Genomic DNA, 13047 nt, shown 5'->3' with positions numbered 1-13047 from the left:
ACAACCTTTATAAGGTTAGAGTGGGAGCGAGTCGTTTCCGAGCCGAGGAGTGCGGATGCAGGTCGTGGGAGTCGCGTACGGAGACGAGGTACAGGTGGCGAACCTGTCACCCGACGGCCGGAAGCTCACCATGGTGGCCGGCTTGCGGGAGTTCTGGGCCGATCCCGAAGCATGGCTGGCCCGACCGTCGAACGGCCAGGTGGTGCCGACGCGTGAGGCACGCATGGTGCCGCCGGTACTGCCCGACGCACAGGTGCTGTGCGTCGGGCTGAACTACCTCGAGCACGCCGCCGAGGGGCCCTACCGCGACCAGGAACTGCCCGAGTACCCCACGCTGTTCGCGCGGTGGCCGCGGTCGCTGACGGTCTGCGGGGCCGAGATCCCCGTGCCCGCCACCGAGGACGGTCTGGACTGGGAGGGCGAGATCATGGCCTGGGTGGGCAGGACGCTGGTGGACGCGGACCCCGCCGAGGCGCTCGCGGCGGTGGTCGGCTACTCGACGTTCAACGACGTCACCGCGCGGCGGGCACAGAAACTGACCTCCCAGTGGATCCTCGGCAAGAACGCCGACCGCTCCGGCCCGCTCGGTCCCATGGTGCCCTCCGGTGAGGTGGGTGATCTTCGGGACGGGCTGCGGGTGCGGACCCGGGTCAACGGCGAAACGGTCCAGGACGCCTCCACCAGCCAGATGATCCACCGGGTGGGCGAGACGCTGGCCCACATCTCGCGCACCCTCACCCTGCGCCCCGGCGACCTGCTGGCCACCGGCACCCCGTCCGGAGTCGGCTACGCCCGCACGCCACACTGGCTGCTGCGGCCCGGCGACGTGGTAGAGGTCGAGGTCGAGCGCCTCGGGGTCCTGCGCAACACGATCGTGGGCGGGGAGCACCGCCGGATCCCCCGCTCGGGGATGTGTTCGACGAGGATGCCGGTGCCGTCGGCGGGTAGGCCGCCCGAGCTGTGAAGGCAGCCTGACGTGGCAGCCTCCGGTTTCTTGCGGGCCTCGATCGGGCGGGACGTCGAACGCGACGAGTCACACATGTCCTGACGGACGTGATGTCGGCTTCCGGCCACGCATCTGCCTCGACGCGCGGTCGGAAGCTCCGTCGTTCGCCACACCCTGACCCGCCGGCGCGGCGGCGTCCCGGCTGCGCACATGACTGAGTGGCCAGGTGACAGCCCGAGTCAAGCGTGCGCGGCCCGCTGCGATCGTCTTTCATCGAGGTCACCGGCCGCTGAACGACAACGGGGCGAACCCTTCTGTCCGCCCCGCACACCCCCTGGCACCACAAGAAGACCGCGGCCGCGCGGACGCTGGTACGGCGTCTGCGCGGCCGCGGTCCGCATCTCCGCTCGTCGCCCCGGGCCCTGCCCGACCGGTCCCGCTCAGCGTTCCGTCCGGTCATTTCTGGACCTACGGTCCGTACAATGGACCAATCATCGTCCATACGGGTTGAGGGTGCCCCTTGCGAACTGCCCCCGTACCGCGGCGCAGTTCGACCTCCTCGCGCGCCTGGACACCACAACCCGGGGTACCGATGACACCTGACTCCGAAGGGACGACGCCCATGACATCGCCGGTCCGCATCGAGTACGACAGTGACGGTGACCTCGCGGTCGTCGTAGTCGACAAGCCGCCGCTGAACCTCTTCGACGAGTCGGTGTTCACCGCCTGGGAGCGGGTCGTCGACGAGCTTGCCGCCGTCACCGATCCGGCACGTCCCGATCGTGCCAGAGCGGTGCTGGTCGAGGCACGGGGCAAAGTCGTCTCCGGTGGCGTCGACGTGGCGGTGTTCGCCGCGATCGCGGAAAGCCCGGATGCGGTGCAGCATGCCGCGTCACTGTGGCGGCGGCTGCTGCGGATCACCCGGGCGTTGGAGGATCTGCCGGTTCCCACGGTCTTCGCCGCGCACGGGCTGACCCTCACCGCGGCGTTCGAGATCGCTCTGGCGTGCGACATCCTGCTGGCCGCTCAGTCCGCGTCCTTCGGGCTGGTGGAGATCGTCGTAGGGCTGACGCCCTCGATGGGAGGGCCCCAGCGCCTGGCCGAGCGCGCAGGGCCGGCCAGGGCCCGTGAGCTGATCTACACAGGGGAGCGCTGTCCGGCGGCAACCCTGGAACGGTGGAACGTGGTGAACCGCGTTCTTCCCGACGAAGGCTTCGCGGAAGCCGCGCGGGAGTACGCGCGCCGCGTCGCCGCGGGCCCCACCTGCGCCCATGCAGCCACCAAGAGGCTGATCGCGACGGCGGTCCGAGACGGCGTACGGGCCGCGGACGACGCCGTGCCGGCGGTGTCCGGCGCCCTGTTCGCCACCGACGACCTGCGCGACGCGGTCGCCTCCTTCCTCCGCGACGGCCCCGGCAAGGCAACCTACACAGGCCGATGACCCGCCGGTGACCAGCATGGGCGGGCCCGCGCACGCCGACCGCCGCGGGCCACGCCCCCGCTCCTGCCGCGGCAGCACGCGCTCCGAACAGTGCCTGCTTCGGGTCTGTCCACCGCGGAACACCGACGTACTCGACGGACACGTCGATCGCGGTGTACGGGCGGGGCGCGCAGCGTCGGCGATCTCGCGAGTGGCGCGCGGCCCGGTTCCGCCCTCACACCCGGACGGTCATCCCACCTGGGGCGGATCCACGAAGAGGTCGAGCTCCGGATTCTGTCCGCCGCCGTACCGTGCCAGGTCCGTGACACCGGCTTCGACCAGGACGTCGGCGTCGACGAGGGTCTGGCCGGTCTGTTCGTGCGGCGCGCGGGTGAGCATGGCGAGGGCCGCGTCCGCCATGATCTCGGGGCTCCGGGACCGGGAGGCGACCTCCTCGCCGCCGAGGACGTTGGACACGGCGGCTGTCGCGATCATGGTCTGCGGCCAGAGGCAGTTGGCGGCGATGCCGTGCTGAGCGAACTCGGCCGCCCAGCCGAGGGTGAGCAGTGTCATGCCGTACTTGGACAGGGTGTAGCCGGGGTGGGCACCGAGCCAGCGCGGGTCGAGGTTGAGCGGTGGGGACAGGGTCAGGATGTGGGCGTGTTCGGAGTGCTTCAGGTACGGCAGGCAGGACCGGGTCAGCAGGAACGTGCCCCTGCTGTTGATCGACTGCATGAGGTCGAAGCGTTTGAGGGGCAGTTCCTCGGTGCCCCGTACATCGAGGGCGCTGGCGTTGTTGACGCAGATGTCGACGCCTCCGAACCGGTCGACCGCCGTGGCGACCGCGCGCTCGACGTCGGCCTCCTCACGGACATCACCGACCACCGCGACGGCGGATCCGCCGGCGGCCTCGATCTCGGTGACCGCCGTGTGCACGGTGCCCGGCAGCCTCGGGTCGGGTGTGTCGGTCTTGGCCAGGAACACCGCGTTGGCGCCCTGACGGGCCGCGGCGGTGAGGATGGCGAGCCCGATGCCGCGGCTGCCGCCGGACATCACGATGGTCCGGCCCTTGAGTGATGTCCCCATTCCGGGTGCTCCCGTCGTTGGTCGTGCAGTGGATGTCAGCGGCCGGTGAAGCGCGGGGGCCGCTTCTCCAGGAAGGCGAGGGCGCCTTCCTGGAGGTCGCTCGAGGTGCGGCAGCGGACGATGGCCTCGATCGCTCGGCCCAGCGCGGCGCTACCTGCCGCTTCGTCGCCCTCGCTCAGGCGGCGGACGGCCTGTACGGACGCCTTGGCGGCGCGGACCGACAGCGGCGCGTTCGCCGCGATGGTCGCAGCGAGTTCGTCGACGACCTTGCCCAGCTCGTCGGGTTCGACGACCCGGTCCACCAGGCCCATGGCGTGTGCCTCGGCGGCCGGGAGCCGACGTCCGGTGAACAGCAGGTCGCTCGCCGCGGCCGGCCCCACGGTCTGGACGAGTGCGGCGGTCTGTTCCAGCGGGTACCCGACGCCCAGGCGGGCGGCGGGGATGGCCAGGACGCTGTGGGTGTCCGCGCAGCGCAGGTCCGCGCCGAGAGCAAGGGCCATACCCGCTCCCAGGCAGTAGCCGTGGATGCGGGCGATGACGGGCACCGAAAGCGTGGACAGCTGCGTGAACAGCGTCGTGGCCGCGTCGTCCGCCTTCTGTCGTGCGGTCTCGCCCTGCTGACCCGGGAACTCGCTGATGTCCGCGCCGGAGACGAAGGCTCGTTCGCCGGCGCCGCGCAGGACGACCACGCGTACCTCCGGGTCCTCGTCCATCGCCCTCAGCGCGACGGCGAGTTCGGTCATCATCGCCACGGACAGCGCGTTGCGCCGCGCCGGGTTGCTGATCTCCACGGTGCCGACGGCGTCCCGTACATCGGTGCGGATCCGTGGCGAGGAGGTCTCGGTCGCCGCGGTCATTCGGCCTTCTCGGCCACGAAGCGGTTACGCAGCGCGCCGATCCCCTCGATGCGTACCTCGAACTCCGAGCCGTCACGCAGGAGCACTTTCGGCTCGCGTACGAAGCCCACGCCGGACGGGGTGCCGGTAAGGATCACGTCGCCGGGTTCAAGGGTCATCACGGTGGTGATGTAGGTCAGCAACTCGGGTATCCCGAAGATGAGTCGGGAGGTGCGGTCGTCCTGGAGCACCTCTCCGTCGAGCGTGCCGGTGAGGGCGAGGTCGGGGCGCGCGCCGCCGAGCCCGGCGGCGGGCACCACGACCGGCCCGAGGGGGGTGAGACCATCCCACGCCTTGCCGGCGATCCGCCCCTGCGTGTGGAACTGGAAGTCGCGGACCGAGACGTCGTTGGCCGCGGTGTACCCGAAGACGACGCTCTCCGCGTCGTCGATCGTGATCCGACGTGCGCGAGCGCCGATGACCACGGCGAGCTCGCTCTCGTAGTCGATCTGGTCCGACTCCGGGGGCAGTGCCAGCTCGGCGAAGGGCGCCGCCAGCGAGGTGTGCCACTTCGGAAACAGGTCGGGGTGAGCGGGCCCCGCGTCGCGGCCGCCCTCGCGCACGTGCGCGAGGTAGTTCTGGCCGATGCAGATGACCTTGCCCGGCCGTCCCACCGGGCTCAGGAGCAGATCGTCCGGCGCGTCGATCACGGCTCCGGCCTCGATGGCCGCCAGATCACCCCCGGCTGCTTCGAGCAGCTCGGGCAGGTCGTCGAAGATGTCGCTGTCCACCAGTGCGAGGCGCGCCTTGGCCGCCCTGTCCCGCCGCAGCGCCACCACCGGAGCGCCGCCGTGCAGAACCCGGGCGAGACCGAGACCGTCCGTCCAGTCCACCGTTGACATACGTGCCGCAGTGGTCATGAAAGCGTCCTCCCTGATGTCATCTCTGCGCCTCGACGCCGCGGGCGGCCGGGGTGGCCGCCTCCGTCCTCAGGCGAGCGGCGCCGGACGCGGACGCGCCGGCATCGTGCACACCGACGACACCCTCCTCGACCAGGGCGGCGATCCTCTCGTCGTCGTATCCCAGTTCGGCCAGGACCACGACGGTGTCCGCGCCCAGTTCGGGCGCATGGCCACGGGCGCGCGGCGCCCCGTCGGCGACGATCGGAGTGTTCACGATCGTCGGCTGCGCGAAGCGCTCCTCGTCGTGCACGAACAGACCGCGTACGGCGAACTGCTCGTCGGTGAGGATGTCGCCGATGCCGTTGACCGGGCCGCACGGCACTCCGGCAGACCGAAGCGCGCTCATCCAGTGATCCCGGGGCTCGGTGGCGAAGCGCGCCTGGATGATCTCCGCCAGGGGCGCCCGGTGCAGGAAGCGTTCGTACTCCGTGGCGAAGCGTGGATCGTCGCGCAGATCGAGCTCCAGAACGGCGCACAGGGCTTCCCAGGCCCGGTCGACCGCACCGAGCACGAGGGTGGCGCCGTCCTGGCAGGTGAACGCCTCGTAGGGTGCCGCCAGGCGGTGTGCCGTGCCCAGCGGGGCCGGTTCCACGCCGGTCGCCACATAGTCGGCGACCTCCCACAGCGACCAGGCGGCCACCGAGTCCGCCAGCGCGACGTCGATGTACGCGCCGCCGCCACCGGCGCGTGCGCGCAGCAGGGCGGCCAGGACGCCGATCGCGCCCCACATGCCCGTGCCCACGTCGGACACGGGGAACCCGGCCTTGGCGAGCTGCCCGTCAGTGGTCCCGGTGACCGACATCAATCCGCTGTACGCCTGCGCGATCAGGTCGATGCCCTTCGCCTCGCGCATCGGTCCGAACTGCCCGAAGCCGGAGATGGAGCAGTAGACGAGGTCGGGGCACTGCGGGCGCAGGTCCTCGTAGCCCAGTCCGAGCCGCGCCATGGCGCCCGCCCGGAAGTTCTCCACCAGGATGTCACTGCGCCGCGCCAGCGACCGCACGATCTCGGCGCCCGCTGGGGACTTCATGTCGACCGCGAGGCTTCCCTTGTCGCGATGCGTCAGGTCGAAGGGGATGGGTCTGCGGTCCGGGCCCATCCGTCGGGTGCGCATTCGGTCACCCGCCACCGGTTCGATCTTGAGGACGTCCGCGCCGAGGTCGGACAGGATGGTCGTGCAGTACGGGCCGGCCAAGGCCCCCGTCACATCGAGGACCCTCACTCCCTCAAGGAAGGCCGGGCCGGCCGCGGTGGATTCCGTTGTCGCTGTCATTGCGCCCTTCATCGAGCATCAGTCGGTCCGCTATGTGGACCAGTGGACCGCATATAGGACCTGCGGCAAAGTTAGGCCCGGGATTCCAGCAGCGTCAAGCGGCCTGGGGATGCTTGGGGGCCCGCGGTCGACCGACAGTGAGGCGGGCCCGTCGGCCGCATTCCGGCGAGCAGGTGCCGGACGGCGCCACAGGTCAGCCAGGGTAATCACAGGCCTGGCATGCCGGCGCAGCCGACAGGCACCGGCGTCACGTGCCGACGGCGGCGTTCATGTGCGGCCGGGTCGCCGGGCACGGCGGCCGCTGATGCCCAGCGAGGGCGTGGTGATCGACTGGTGAGCGCCACCCTCGGGGGCCAGCGTGACACCGGACGGCGTGCCGGGGTCGACGGTCGGCAGCGTGTTGCAGGACATGGGCGATCCCGCCGTCGAGCGTACTCGTCCAAGGCAGGTTGCAGGGGCCGGGAACTTCTCCAACACGGCCACCCTGCGGCCTCGTTGCCCCAGGTGGGAAGTCGGCACGGCCGACCTCCGGCCCGTACCGAACATGGCGACGTCGACGTCAGGGTTCTTGTCAGGAAGGGGACTTCCACAGCAGACGGCCGTAGTCATTGCCATTGGGCAGCCGCAGGATGGTGTGGATGTGGAAGCGTGCCGGGACCGGGTTCGTCAGATACATGCCGGCGTGGTGGTCGAACTCGACGAGCGCCACCGGGCTCTGCACCCGGTAGTAGAACGGCTGCTCGTCGTCGATGCCGCCGATCCAGGTCAGGTACGTCTCCGGGAGATGCTCCCGCACCTCGCGCATGCGGGCGGCCCGTGGACCTTCGGGCAGCAGGACGCTGTACTGCTCGATGACGGCGAGCAGCAACTGCCGCTGCTCGCCGTCCAGTTCGGTGGCGCAGATACCCTCCAGCGGGATCACGCGGTTATCCTGGAAGGCGCCCGCGAGGAAACGTTCCTCCACCGGGTGCACTCGTCCCTCCGGCATCCGTGGATCGCGCACCACCCGGTAGGTGCGGGCCACACTGAGCTGTCGCGGAGTCAGGCTGTTGATGAACGACAGTCCGACCTGTTCGCGGACACCCAGCGGCCGGACGCCGGCCTCCGGGCCGATGTCGGTGCTGTCCGGCTCGGCACCGAGGAAGACCGGACCGATCGCCATCCGGTCCCCCGCCACGAGGGCGTTGACGCACACGTGGTGCCCGTACAGGTGCCATCCCCAGGGCTGGTCCGGGGACGGTTCGCCGAAGACGGCGATCTGATAGCTGCCGGGGTTCATCACCCCGGTCATGCCGGTGACCTCGCCGAGGAAACCATTGAGCCGCATCAGATGGCGTACGACGGCGTAGCCGTCCTCACTGAGGGTCGCCCTGACCAGCCCCAGCAGCGCGTCCGCGGTCGGGTCCGACACCTCCTCCAGGCGAAGGCCGTTGTCGTACAGCAGCACCTCGGGGTTGCTCCAGGTCCGCCACTGCGGGGCCTCCAGCGGATAGGTCAGCCGCTGCCACTGCTCCCGCGTGGTGCGGCGGCGGATCTCCTCGACCGCGCGGAGCATCGCCTCGGTGGGCGGACGTTCGGCATCGGGGACCGTCCCGAGTTCGTAGACACCGTGACGGACGCGGCCGTCGGTGGTGATGCCGACGTACGGTTCACCTGCGCTCTCGCGCCACTGGCGTACCACCTCGGCGAGCACCGGGATGCTCAGCCGGGCTTCGGCGAACGTCCGGGCCGTGTGCTCGTGCAGGCCGGCGACGCGCGGGTCGTCGGGTGCGGGGACGTAGCAGCGGAACCGCGCGGCATGTCGCAGGTCTGCCTCCGGCAGTTTCGGCATGATGACTCCTTCCGGCGATGCCAGGTCGGCAAGGTCGCCAACGGTGTCCTTGTCCGGTTCGAGGCCGACCGGCAGCGATCCGGTGCCCACGCCGGAGCGTCATCCCGCGCAGGCCTAGGCGATCGGGTCGATGCCCTCCATGTCGCGGATCGGCCTGGACGCCCGAAGCCGGAGATGGAGCAGTGCGGGAGATCGGGGTACAGCGAGTGCGGGCCTGTCACACCTATGATCGGTCCGCCATACGGACCAATAGACCGCCTGGAGGACCTACGGTCACGTTAGGCCCGGCCTTCCGGGAGCGTCAAGCAGGTGAGCCAGGTCCTCCTGGATCCCGCGAGCCGGCGCTGTCGCGCAGGCCCTGCGTTTAGACGGGTCCGGCTGAATCCGAGGGCTCCTGGGCGAGCCCTGCGTCTGTGCCGCACTCCCCGGCCGATGTGGGACGATCGCGGGAAGAGGGCACCAAGCGAGACACCCGGAAACGAGGGGAGGACGATGCGCAGCGTCACCACTGCACTGCAGGTCCTGGAGGCCGTGGCGGTCAATCAGCCGGTCGGACTGAGCGCACTGACCCGGACCCTCGGCCTGCCGAAGACCACTGTGCAGCGCAGTCTGGCGACACTCGCGGAGTCCGGCTGGATCGAGCAGCAGACGGACACGGGCCGGTGGCAGGTCGGCGTCCGCGCCTTTGTCGTCGGCAGCGCCGTCGGCGCCCGAGGAGGGCTTCGGTCCGCCGCCCTGCCGACGATGAGGGAACTCGGTGCCGAAGTGGGCGAAACGGTGCACCTGATGGTCCCCGCCGGCCGGGAAGTCGTCCTCGTCGAACGGATCGACAGCCCCCAGCCGGTCCGGGCCGTGGCACCCCTCGGGGCCCGGGGACCACTGCACGCCACCTCGAACGGCAAAGCCGTCCTCGCCGCTCTGCCACAGGAGGAGAGGGACGCGTACATCGCCGGCGGCCTGCACGCGGTCACCCCGCACACGATCACCGACCCCGACCGGTTGCGGACCGAGCTCCGCGGCATCGCCGAGTCCGGATTCTCGGTCTGCCAGGAGGAGGTCGAGGAGGGCGTCGTCTCCGTCGGTGCCGCCATCCGCCCCGGGCACGGCCGCCCGATCGCCTCGCTGTCGATCTCGGGCCCGAAGAGTCGCATGTCTCCCGAACTCCTTACGCCGTACGGCGAGAAGGTCCGCCTCGCCGCAGAGGTCATCTCCGGCGCCCTGCCCGCCGACGCCGAGGTGCGCTGACCCGGGTCCGGAACCTCGCACTCGGGGCCGGTGACGGCTGCGCAGGCACAGAAGGTGCACAGCCGGGCCGACGGGCTTCGGCGACGCCACGGAAGTCCTGCCCGGCCGCGCGCGATGTGGTGCGTTCGCCGCCAGTAGCGGCGACGGTTTGCTGCACCGTCTTCGCCGGTGTCCGGCCACGGCTCCTCATGAGGCTTCGTCAGCACTCACTTATGTTTCGAAGTCCCGGCTGTGATATGTCAAGGGCGACGGGCCCCCGTTCCCCCGTGATTCCCCACGGTCCGCCCCGACCGCTTCACCCGGCACCGAGCACCGAACATCCGTACTGCCGAAGGGAAGAACCATCGCCATGAAACCTCGCTCAGCCGTCCGCGCCCAACGCCTCTTCGACGGACACACCGTGCACGACGGGCCCGTCATGATCCTCGTCGAGGACGGGGTGATCACCGATGTCGATCTCTCGGGCGCCGTACCGCCCGACGGAGTGCCCCTGACCGATCTGGGCGACGTCACCCTGCTGCCCGGGCTGGTGGACGCCCACAGCCATCTGGCGTTCGACCCCCTGGGCCACACCGAGACGCAGATGCTCGGCGACGACGACGCGACAGTCCTGGCCCGTATGCGCACGCATGCCGGGCAGGCCCTGCGCGCGGGCGTCACCACCGTGCGTGACCTCGGTGACCGCGGGTATCTCGCGCTGCGCCTGCGGGAGGAGTACGAGCGAGGCCCGCACATCGTCGCCTCGGGACCGCCCATCACCCGCACCGGCGGGCACTGCTGGTATCTCGGCGGCGAGGCGGACGGCGCCGAGCAGGCCGCCCGCGCGGTGGAGGAACGGGCCCGGCGCGGAGTCGATCTGATCAAGGTGATGGCCACCGGCGGCATGACCACGGCCGGTTCGGACCCCGGCAGCGCGCAGTACACCCCGGCCGAACTGCGGGCGATCACCCGAACCGCGCACGAACTCGGCCTGCGTGTCACGGCGCACGCACACGGCGCGTCCGGAATCGCCGACGCGATCACGGCCGGCGTGGACGGGATCGAACACTGCACCTTCATCACCCGCTCCGGGGTGCGCCCGAATCCGAGAACCGTCGACGCCATGGCCGAGGCGGGCGTGTTCGTGGGATGTACCGTCCTCGAACCGATGGACGGGATGCCCGCCGAGATGCTGGCGGTCCTCGAAGCCATGTGGGAGAACATGGCGGCCATGCACGCGCGAGGCGTGCGAGTCGTCTGCTGCACCGACGCCGGGGTTGCCCCGTTCAAACCGCACGACGTCCTGCCCAGGGACCTCGCCTACTTCGCCTCGCAGGTCGCCACGAACACCGCCGCGCTCGTGTCCGTGACCTCGCTGGCGGCCGAATCCTGCGGGCTGGGGCACCGCAAGGGACGGCTCGCACCCGGATACGACGCCGACCTGCTCGCGGTGGGCGGCGACCCGGCGCACGACATCGCCGCGATACGGAACGTCCGGGCGGTATACCAGGCGGGCCGAGAAGTGGACCGTTCCCAACCGGACGGCTGACCAGGCACGAGTCGCTCGGGCAGGTCAGGGCCGTCGCGTCCCATCCGGCGATGAAACGAGATCCTGATATGGCAGATCGACACTATTGACGTATCACTGTCGGCGTGAGACGCTCCTCGCGCTCACCGAACCCTGATCTGGAAGCCCCGCCGAAAAGCCGCGCGCCCACCGCCGGGCAGAGGTGAAACATCACCTCGACAACACCCACCTCGCCCGGACCGGGACATGGGACGAGGGCGCGCCCTTCTGCTTCCGGGTACACGGCCCGGTCGTGCTCATCGCATACGACAACCACGCCGGCATCATCCTTTGCAACCACACCGTGCTCGAGTTGTTCGGCGCGTCCGTCGAGCGCGCACCCGATCAGGTCGCGGTCCGCTACTTCGACGGCGAGCCCACCCTCGGCCGGCTCGACCGGGCAAGATCCTGCGGCGGCAGCTCCGGGACCACCCGCAGTCGCCGCAGGCGGGCGCGAACCGTCGACCCCACCACCGAAAGGACGCGACGGAACAACCATGGATTTCACGGAAACCGAGAAGGTTCGGGAGCTCAGGCTACGAGCCACCCGATTCCTGGACGAGTTCGTCATCCCCGCGGAACCGGTCTATGCGCAGCAGAAGACCGAGATCGGGCCATGGGACACCCCGCCGGTCATGGCGAAGCTCAAGAAGGCCGCCCGTGACCGTGACCTGTGGAACTTGTTCCTTCCCGGAGAGCCGGGCGCCGGACTGACCAACCTCGAATACGCCCATGTCGCCGAGATCACCGGCCGCAGCCCGTGGATCATGCCCGAAGCGCTGAACTGCTCCGCGCCCGACACCGGCAACATGGAGATCCTCGCGCAGTTCGCCACGCCAGCGGTTCGGAAGCAGTGGCTCGAGCCCCTGCTCGACGGTGACATCCGCTCCGCCTACTCGATGACCGAGCCCCTGGTCGCCAGCTCCGACGCCAACAACATCGACACCCGGATCACCGAGGACGGCGGCGGGTTCCGGATCAACGGCCGCAAGTGGTGGTCCAGCGGCGCGATGAGCCCTGCCTGCAAGGTGGCCATCGTCATGGGCCGCTCGAACCCGGACGGAGAACGCCACCGCACCCACAGCATGGTCGTGGTCCCGCTCGACACCCCCGGGGTGAAGGTCCTGCGATCGACCAGTGTGTTCGGATACTCAGACAGCGGTCACGGCGGACACGCCGAGATCGTCTACGACGACGTATGGGTCCCTCGAGAGAACCTCCTGGGCGAACTGCACAGCGGTTTCGCGATCGCCCAGGCACGCCTCGGCCCCGGCCGTATCCACCACGCCATGCGCCTGATCGGTATGGCTGAACGCGCCTTCGACCTCATGTGCACCCGGGCCCACCAGCGCACCCCTTTCGGCAAGCCACTCGTCGATCAGGGCGTCTTTCAGGAGTGGGTCGCGGAAGCACGCATCCGCATCGAGACGACCCGTCTGCTGGTGCTGAAGACGGCATGGCTGATGGACACCGTCGGCAACCGCGGTGCGGCGATCGAGATCTCGGGCATCAAGGTGGCCGCGCCGCGGATGGCCACCTGGGTCATCGACCGGGCGATCCAGGCCCACGGCGGCGGTGGCGTGAGCCAGGACTTCCCCCTCGCCGAGCTCTACGCCCAGGCCCGCATGCTGCGTATCGCCGACGGGCCGGACGAGGTCCACAAGATGTCGCTGGCACGCCGTGAGCTCCGTCGATTCGCGCCGATTACCCCCTGACCCAGTTTGTGACACTTCAGACCCACCGCCGTAGCAGGGCGTTCGTTTGGGTTACGCCGGTATGGCCCCCCTGCACCGCCCGTGCGACCGCCGGCAGAAGGACGGGGACCCTGTGGCAGGTAACGTGCGTCGGCGACGGGGCACCCCATCGCCCGAGGCTGTGTACCACTCACTGCAACCGGGATGA

11 protein-coding genes and 1 pseudogene are annotated in these 13047 nt (G+C 70.0%); 6 read left to right on the top strand and 6 right to left on the bottom strand.

Annotated features, from left to right (window positions below):
• The first annotated feature begins 55 nt into the window (after positions 1–55).
• Complete coding sequence (locus tag ALMP_RS29075; RefSeq protein WP_264933615.1) at positions 56–964, top strand: fumarylacetoacetate hydrolase family protein; 909 nt, start codon at positions 56–58, stop codon at positions 962–964.
• A gap of 604 nt (positions 965–1568) precedes the next feature.
• Entirely contained in the window at positions 1569–2387 is an 819-nt protein-coding gene (locus tag ALMP_RS29070; protein WP_264933612.1) for an enoyl-CoA hydratase/isomerase family protein, read from the top strand.
• A 228-nt stretch (positions 2388–2615) separates the two neighbouring features.
• Here the strand turns inward: ALMP_RS29070 and ALMP_RS29065 are convergent, their stop codons facing one another.
• From ALMP_RS29065 to ALMP_RS29040, 6 genes are all read right to left on the bottom strand, one after another.
• Entirely contained in the window at positions 2616–3452 is an 837-nt protein-coding gene (locus tag ALMP_RS29065; RefSeq protein ID WP_264933610.1) for an NAD(P)-dependent oxidoreductase, read from the bottom strand.
• A 35-nt stretch (positions 3453–3487) separates the two neighbouring features.
• Positions 3488–4309 carry an enoyl-CoA hydratase-related protein gene (locus ALMP_RS29060; protein WP_264933608.1) on the bottom strand — a complete coding sequence of 274 codons (822 nt, stop codon included), beginning with the start codon at positions 4307–4309 and terminating at the stop codon, positions 3488–3490.
• The gene (locus ALMP_RS29055) at positions 4306–5208 is read right to left on the bottom strand and encodes a fumarylacetoacetate hydrolase family protein (protein WP_264933606.1); all 903 of its coding nucleotides are present in this window, start codon (positions 5206–5208) and stop codon (positions 4306–4308) included. Before ALMP_RS29055 ends, ALMP_RS29060 begins: the two co-directional genes overlap by 4 nt.
• Positions 5209–5227: 19 nt before the next feature.
• Entirely contained in the window at positions 5228–6523 is a 1296-nt protein-coding gene (locus tag ALMP_RS29050; RefSeq protein ID WP_264933604.1) for a CaiB/BaiF CoA-transferase family protein, read from the bottom strand.
• A gap of 267 nt (positions 6524–6790) precedes the next feature.
• Complete coding sequence (locus tag ALMP_RS29045) at positions 6791–6934, bottom strand: hypothetical protein (protein ID WP_264933603.1); 144 nt, start codon at positions 6932–6934, stop codon at positions 6791–6793.
• Between the two features lie 160 nt (positions 6935–7094).
• Entirely contained in the window at positions 7095–8354 is a 1260-nt protein-coding gene (locus tag ALMP_RS29040; RefSeq protein ID WP_264933602.1) for a DUF3500 domain-containing protein, read from the bottom strand.
• A gap of 492 nt (positions 8355–8846) precedes the next feature.
• Between ALMP_RS29040 and ALMP_RS29035 the strand changes: the two genes are divergently transcribed.
• The 4 genes and pseudogenes from ALMP_RS29035 to ALMP_RS29025 all read left to right on the top strand — a co-directional run bounded on the left by ALMP_RS29035 (position 8847) and on the right by ALMP_RS29025 (position 12860).
• Positions 8847–9599, top strand: coding sequence for an IclR family transcriptional regulator (locus ALMP_RS29035; protein ID WP_264933601.1), 753 nt, complete (start codon positions 8847–8849; stop codon positions 9597–9599).
• 349 nt (positions 9600–9948) lie between these two features.
• Complete coding sequence (locus ALMP_RS29030) at positions 9949–11127, top strand: amidohydrolase family protein (protein WP_264933598.1); 1179 nt, start codon at positions 9949–9951, stop codon at positions 11125–11127.
• Positions 11128–11290: 163 nt separating this feature from the next.
• Positions 11291–11422 (top strand): annotated as a pseudogene (locus ALMP_RS44470) (DUF3500 domain-containing protein); the annotation flags it as partial.
• A 220-nt stretch (positions 11423–11642) separates the two neighbouring features.
• Positions 11643–12860, top strand: coding sequence for an acyl-CoA dehydrogenase family protein (locus tag ALMP_RS29025; RefSeq protein WP_264933597.1), 1218 nt, complete (start codon positions 11643–11645; stop codon positions 12858–12860).
• Positions 12861–13047: the final 187 nt, after the last annotated feature.

This window comes from Streptomyces sp. A012304, from assembly GCF_026008495.1.
GTDB lineage: Bacteria > Actinomycetota > Actinomycetes > Streptomycetales > Streptomycetaceae > Streptomyces.
This window is presented reverse-complemented; position numbering and strand designations above follow the sequence as displayed.

Bases quoted from the DNA above. Each gene is read 5' to 3' on its own strand.
- ALMP_RS29075 (WP_264933615.1), top strand. From the start codon at position 56: ATGCAGGTCGTGGGAGTCGCGTACGGAGACGAGGTACAGGTGGCGAAC.
- ALMP_RS29070 (WP_264933612.1), top strand. From the start codon at position 1,569: ATGACATCGCCGGTCCGCATCGAGTACGACAGTGACGGTGACCTCGCG.
- ALMP_RS29065 (WP_264933610.1), bottom strand. From the start codon at position 3,452: ATGGGGACATCACTCAAGGGCCGGACCATCGTGATGTCCGGCGGCAGC.
- ALMP_RS29060 (WP_264933608.1), bottom strand. From the start codon at position 4,309: ATGACCGCGGCGACCGAGACCTCCTCGCCACGGATCCGCACCGATGTA.
- ALMP_RS29055 (WP_264933606.1), bottom strand. From the start codon at position 5,208: ATGACCACTGCGGCACGTATGTCAACGGTGGACTGGACGGACGGTCTC.
- ALMP_RS29050 (WP_264933604.1), bottom strand. From the start codon at position 6,523: ATGACAGCGACAACGGAATCCACCGCGGCCGGCCCGGCCTTCCTTGAG.
- ALMP_RS29045 (WP_264933603.1), bottom strand. From the start codon at position 6,934: ATGTCCTGCAACACGCTGCCGACCGTCGACCCCGGCACGCCGTCCGGT.
- ALMP_RS29040 (WP_264933602.1), bottom strand. From the start codon at position 8,354: ATGCCGAAACTGCCGGAGGCAGACCTGCGACATGCCGCGCGGTTCCGC.
- ALMP_RS29035 (WP_264933601.1), top strand. From the start codon at position 8,847: ATGCGCAGCGTCACCACTGCACTGCAGGTCCTGGAGGCCGTGGCGGTC.
- ALMP_RS29030 (WP_264933598.1), top strand. From the start codon at position 9,949: ATGAAACCTCGCTCAGCCGTCCGCGCCCAACGCCTCTTCGACGGACAC.
- ALMP_RS29025 (WP_264933597.1), top strand. From the start codon at position 11,643: ATGGATTTCACGGAAACCGAGAAGGTTCGGGAGCTCAGGCTACGAGCC.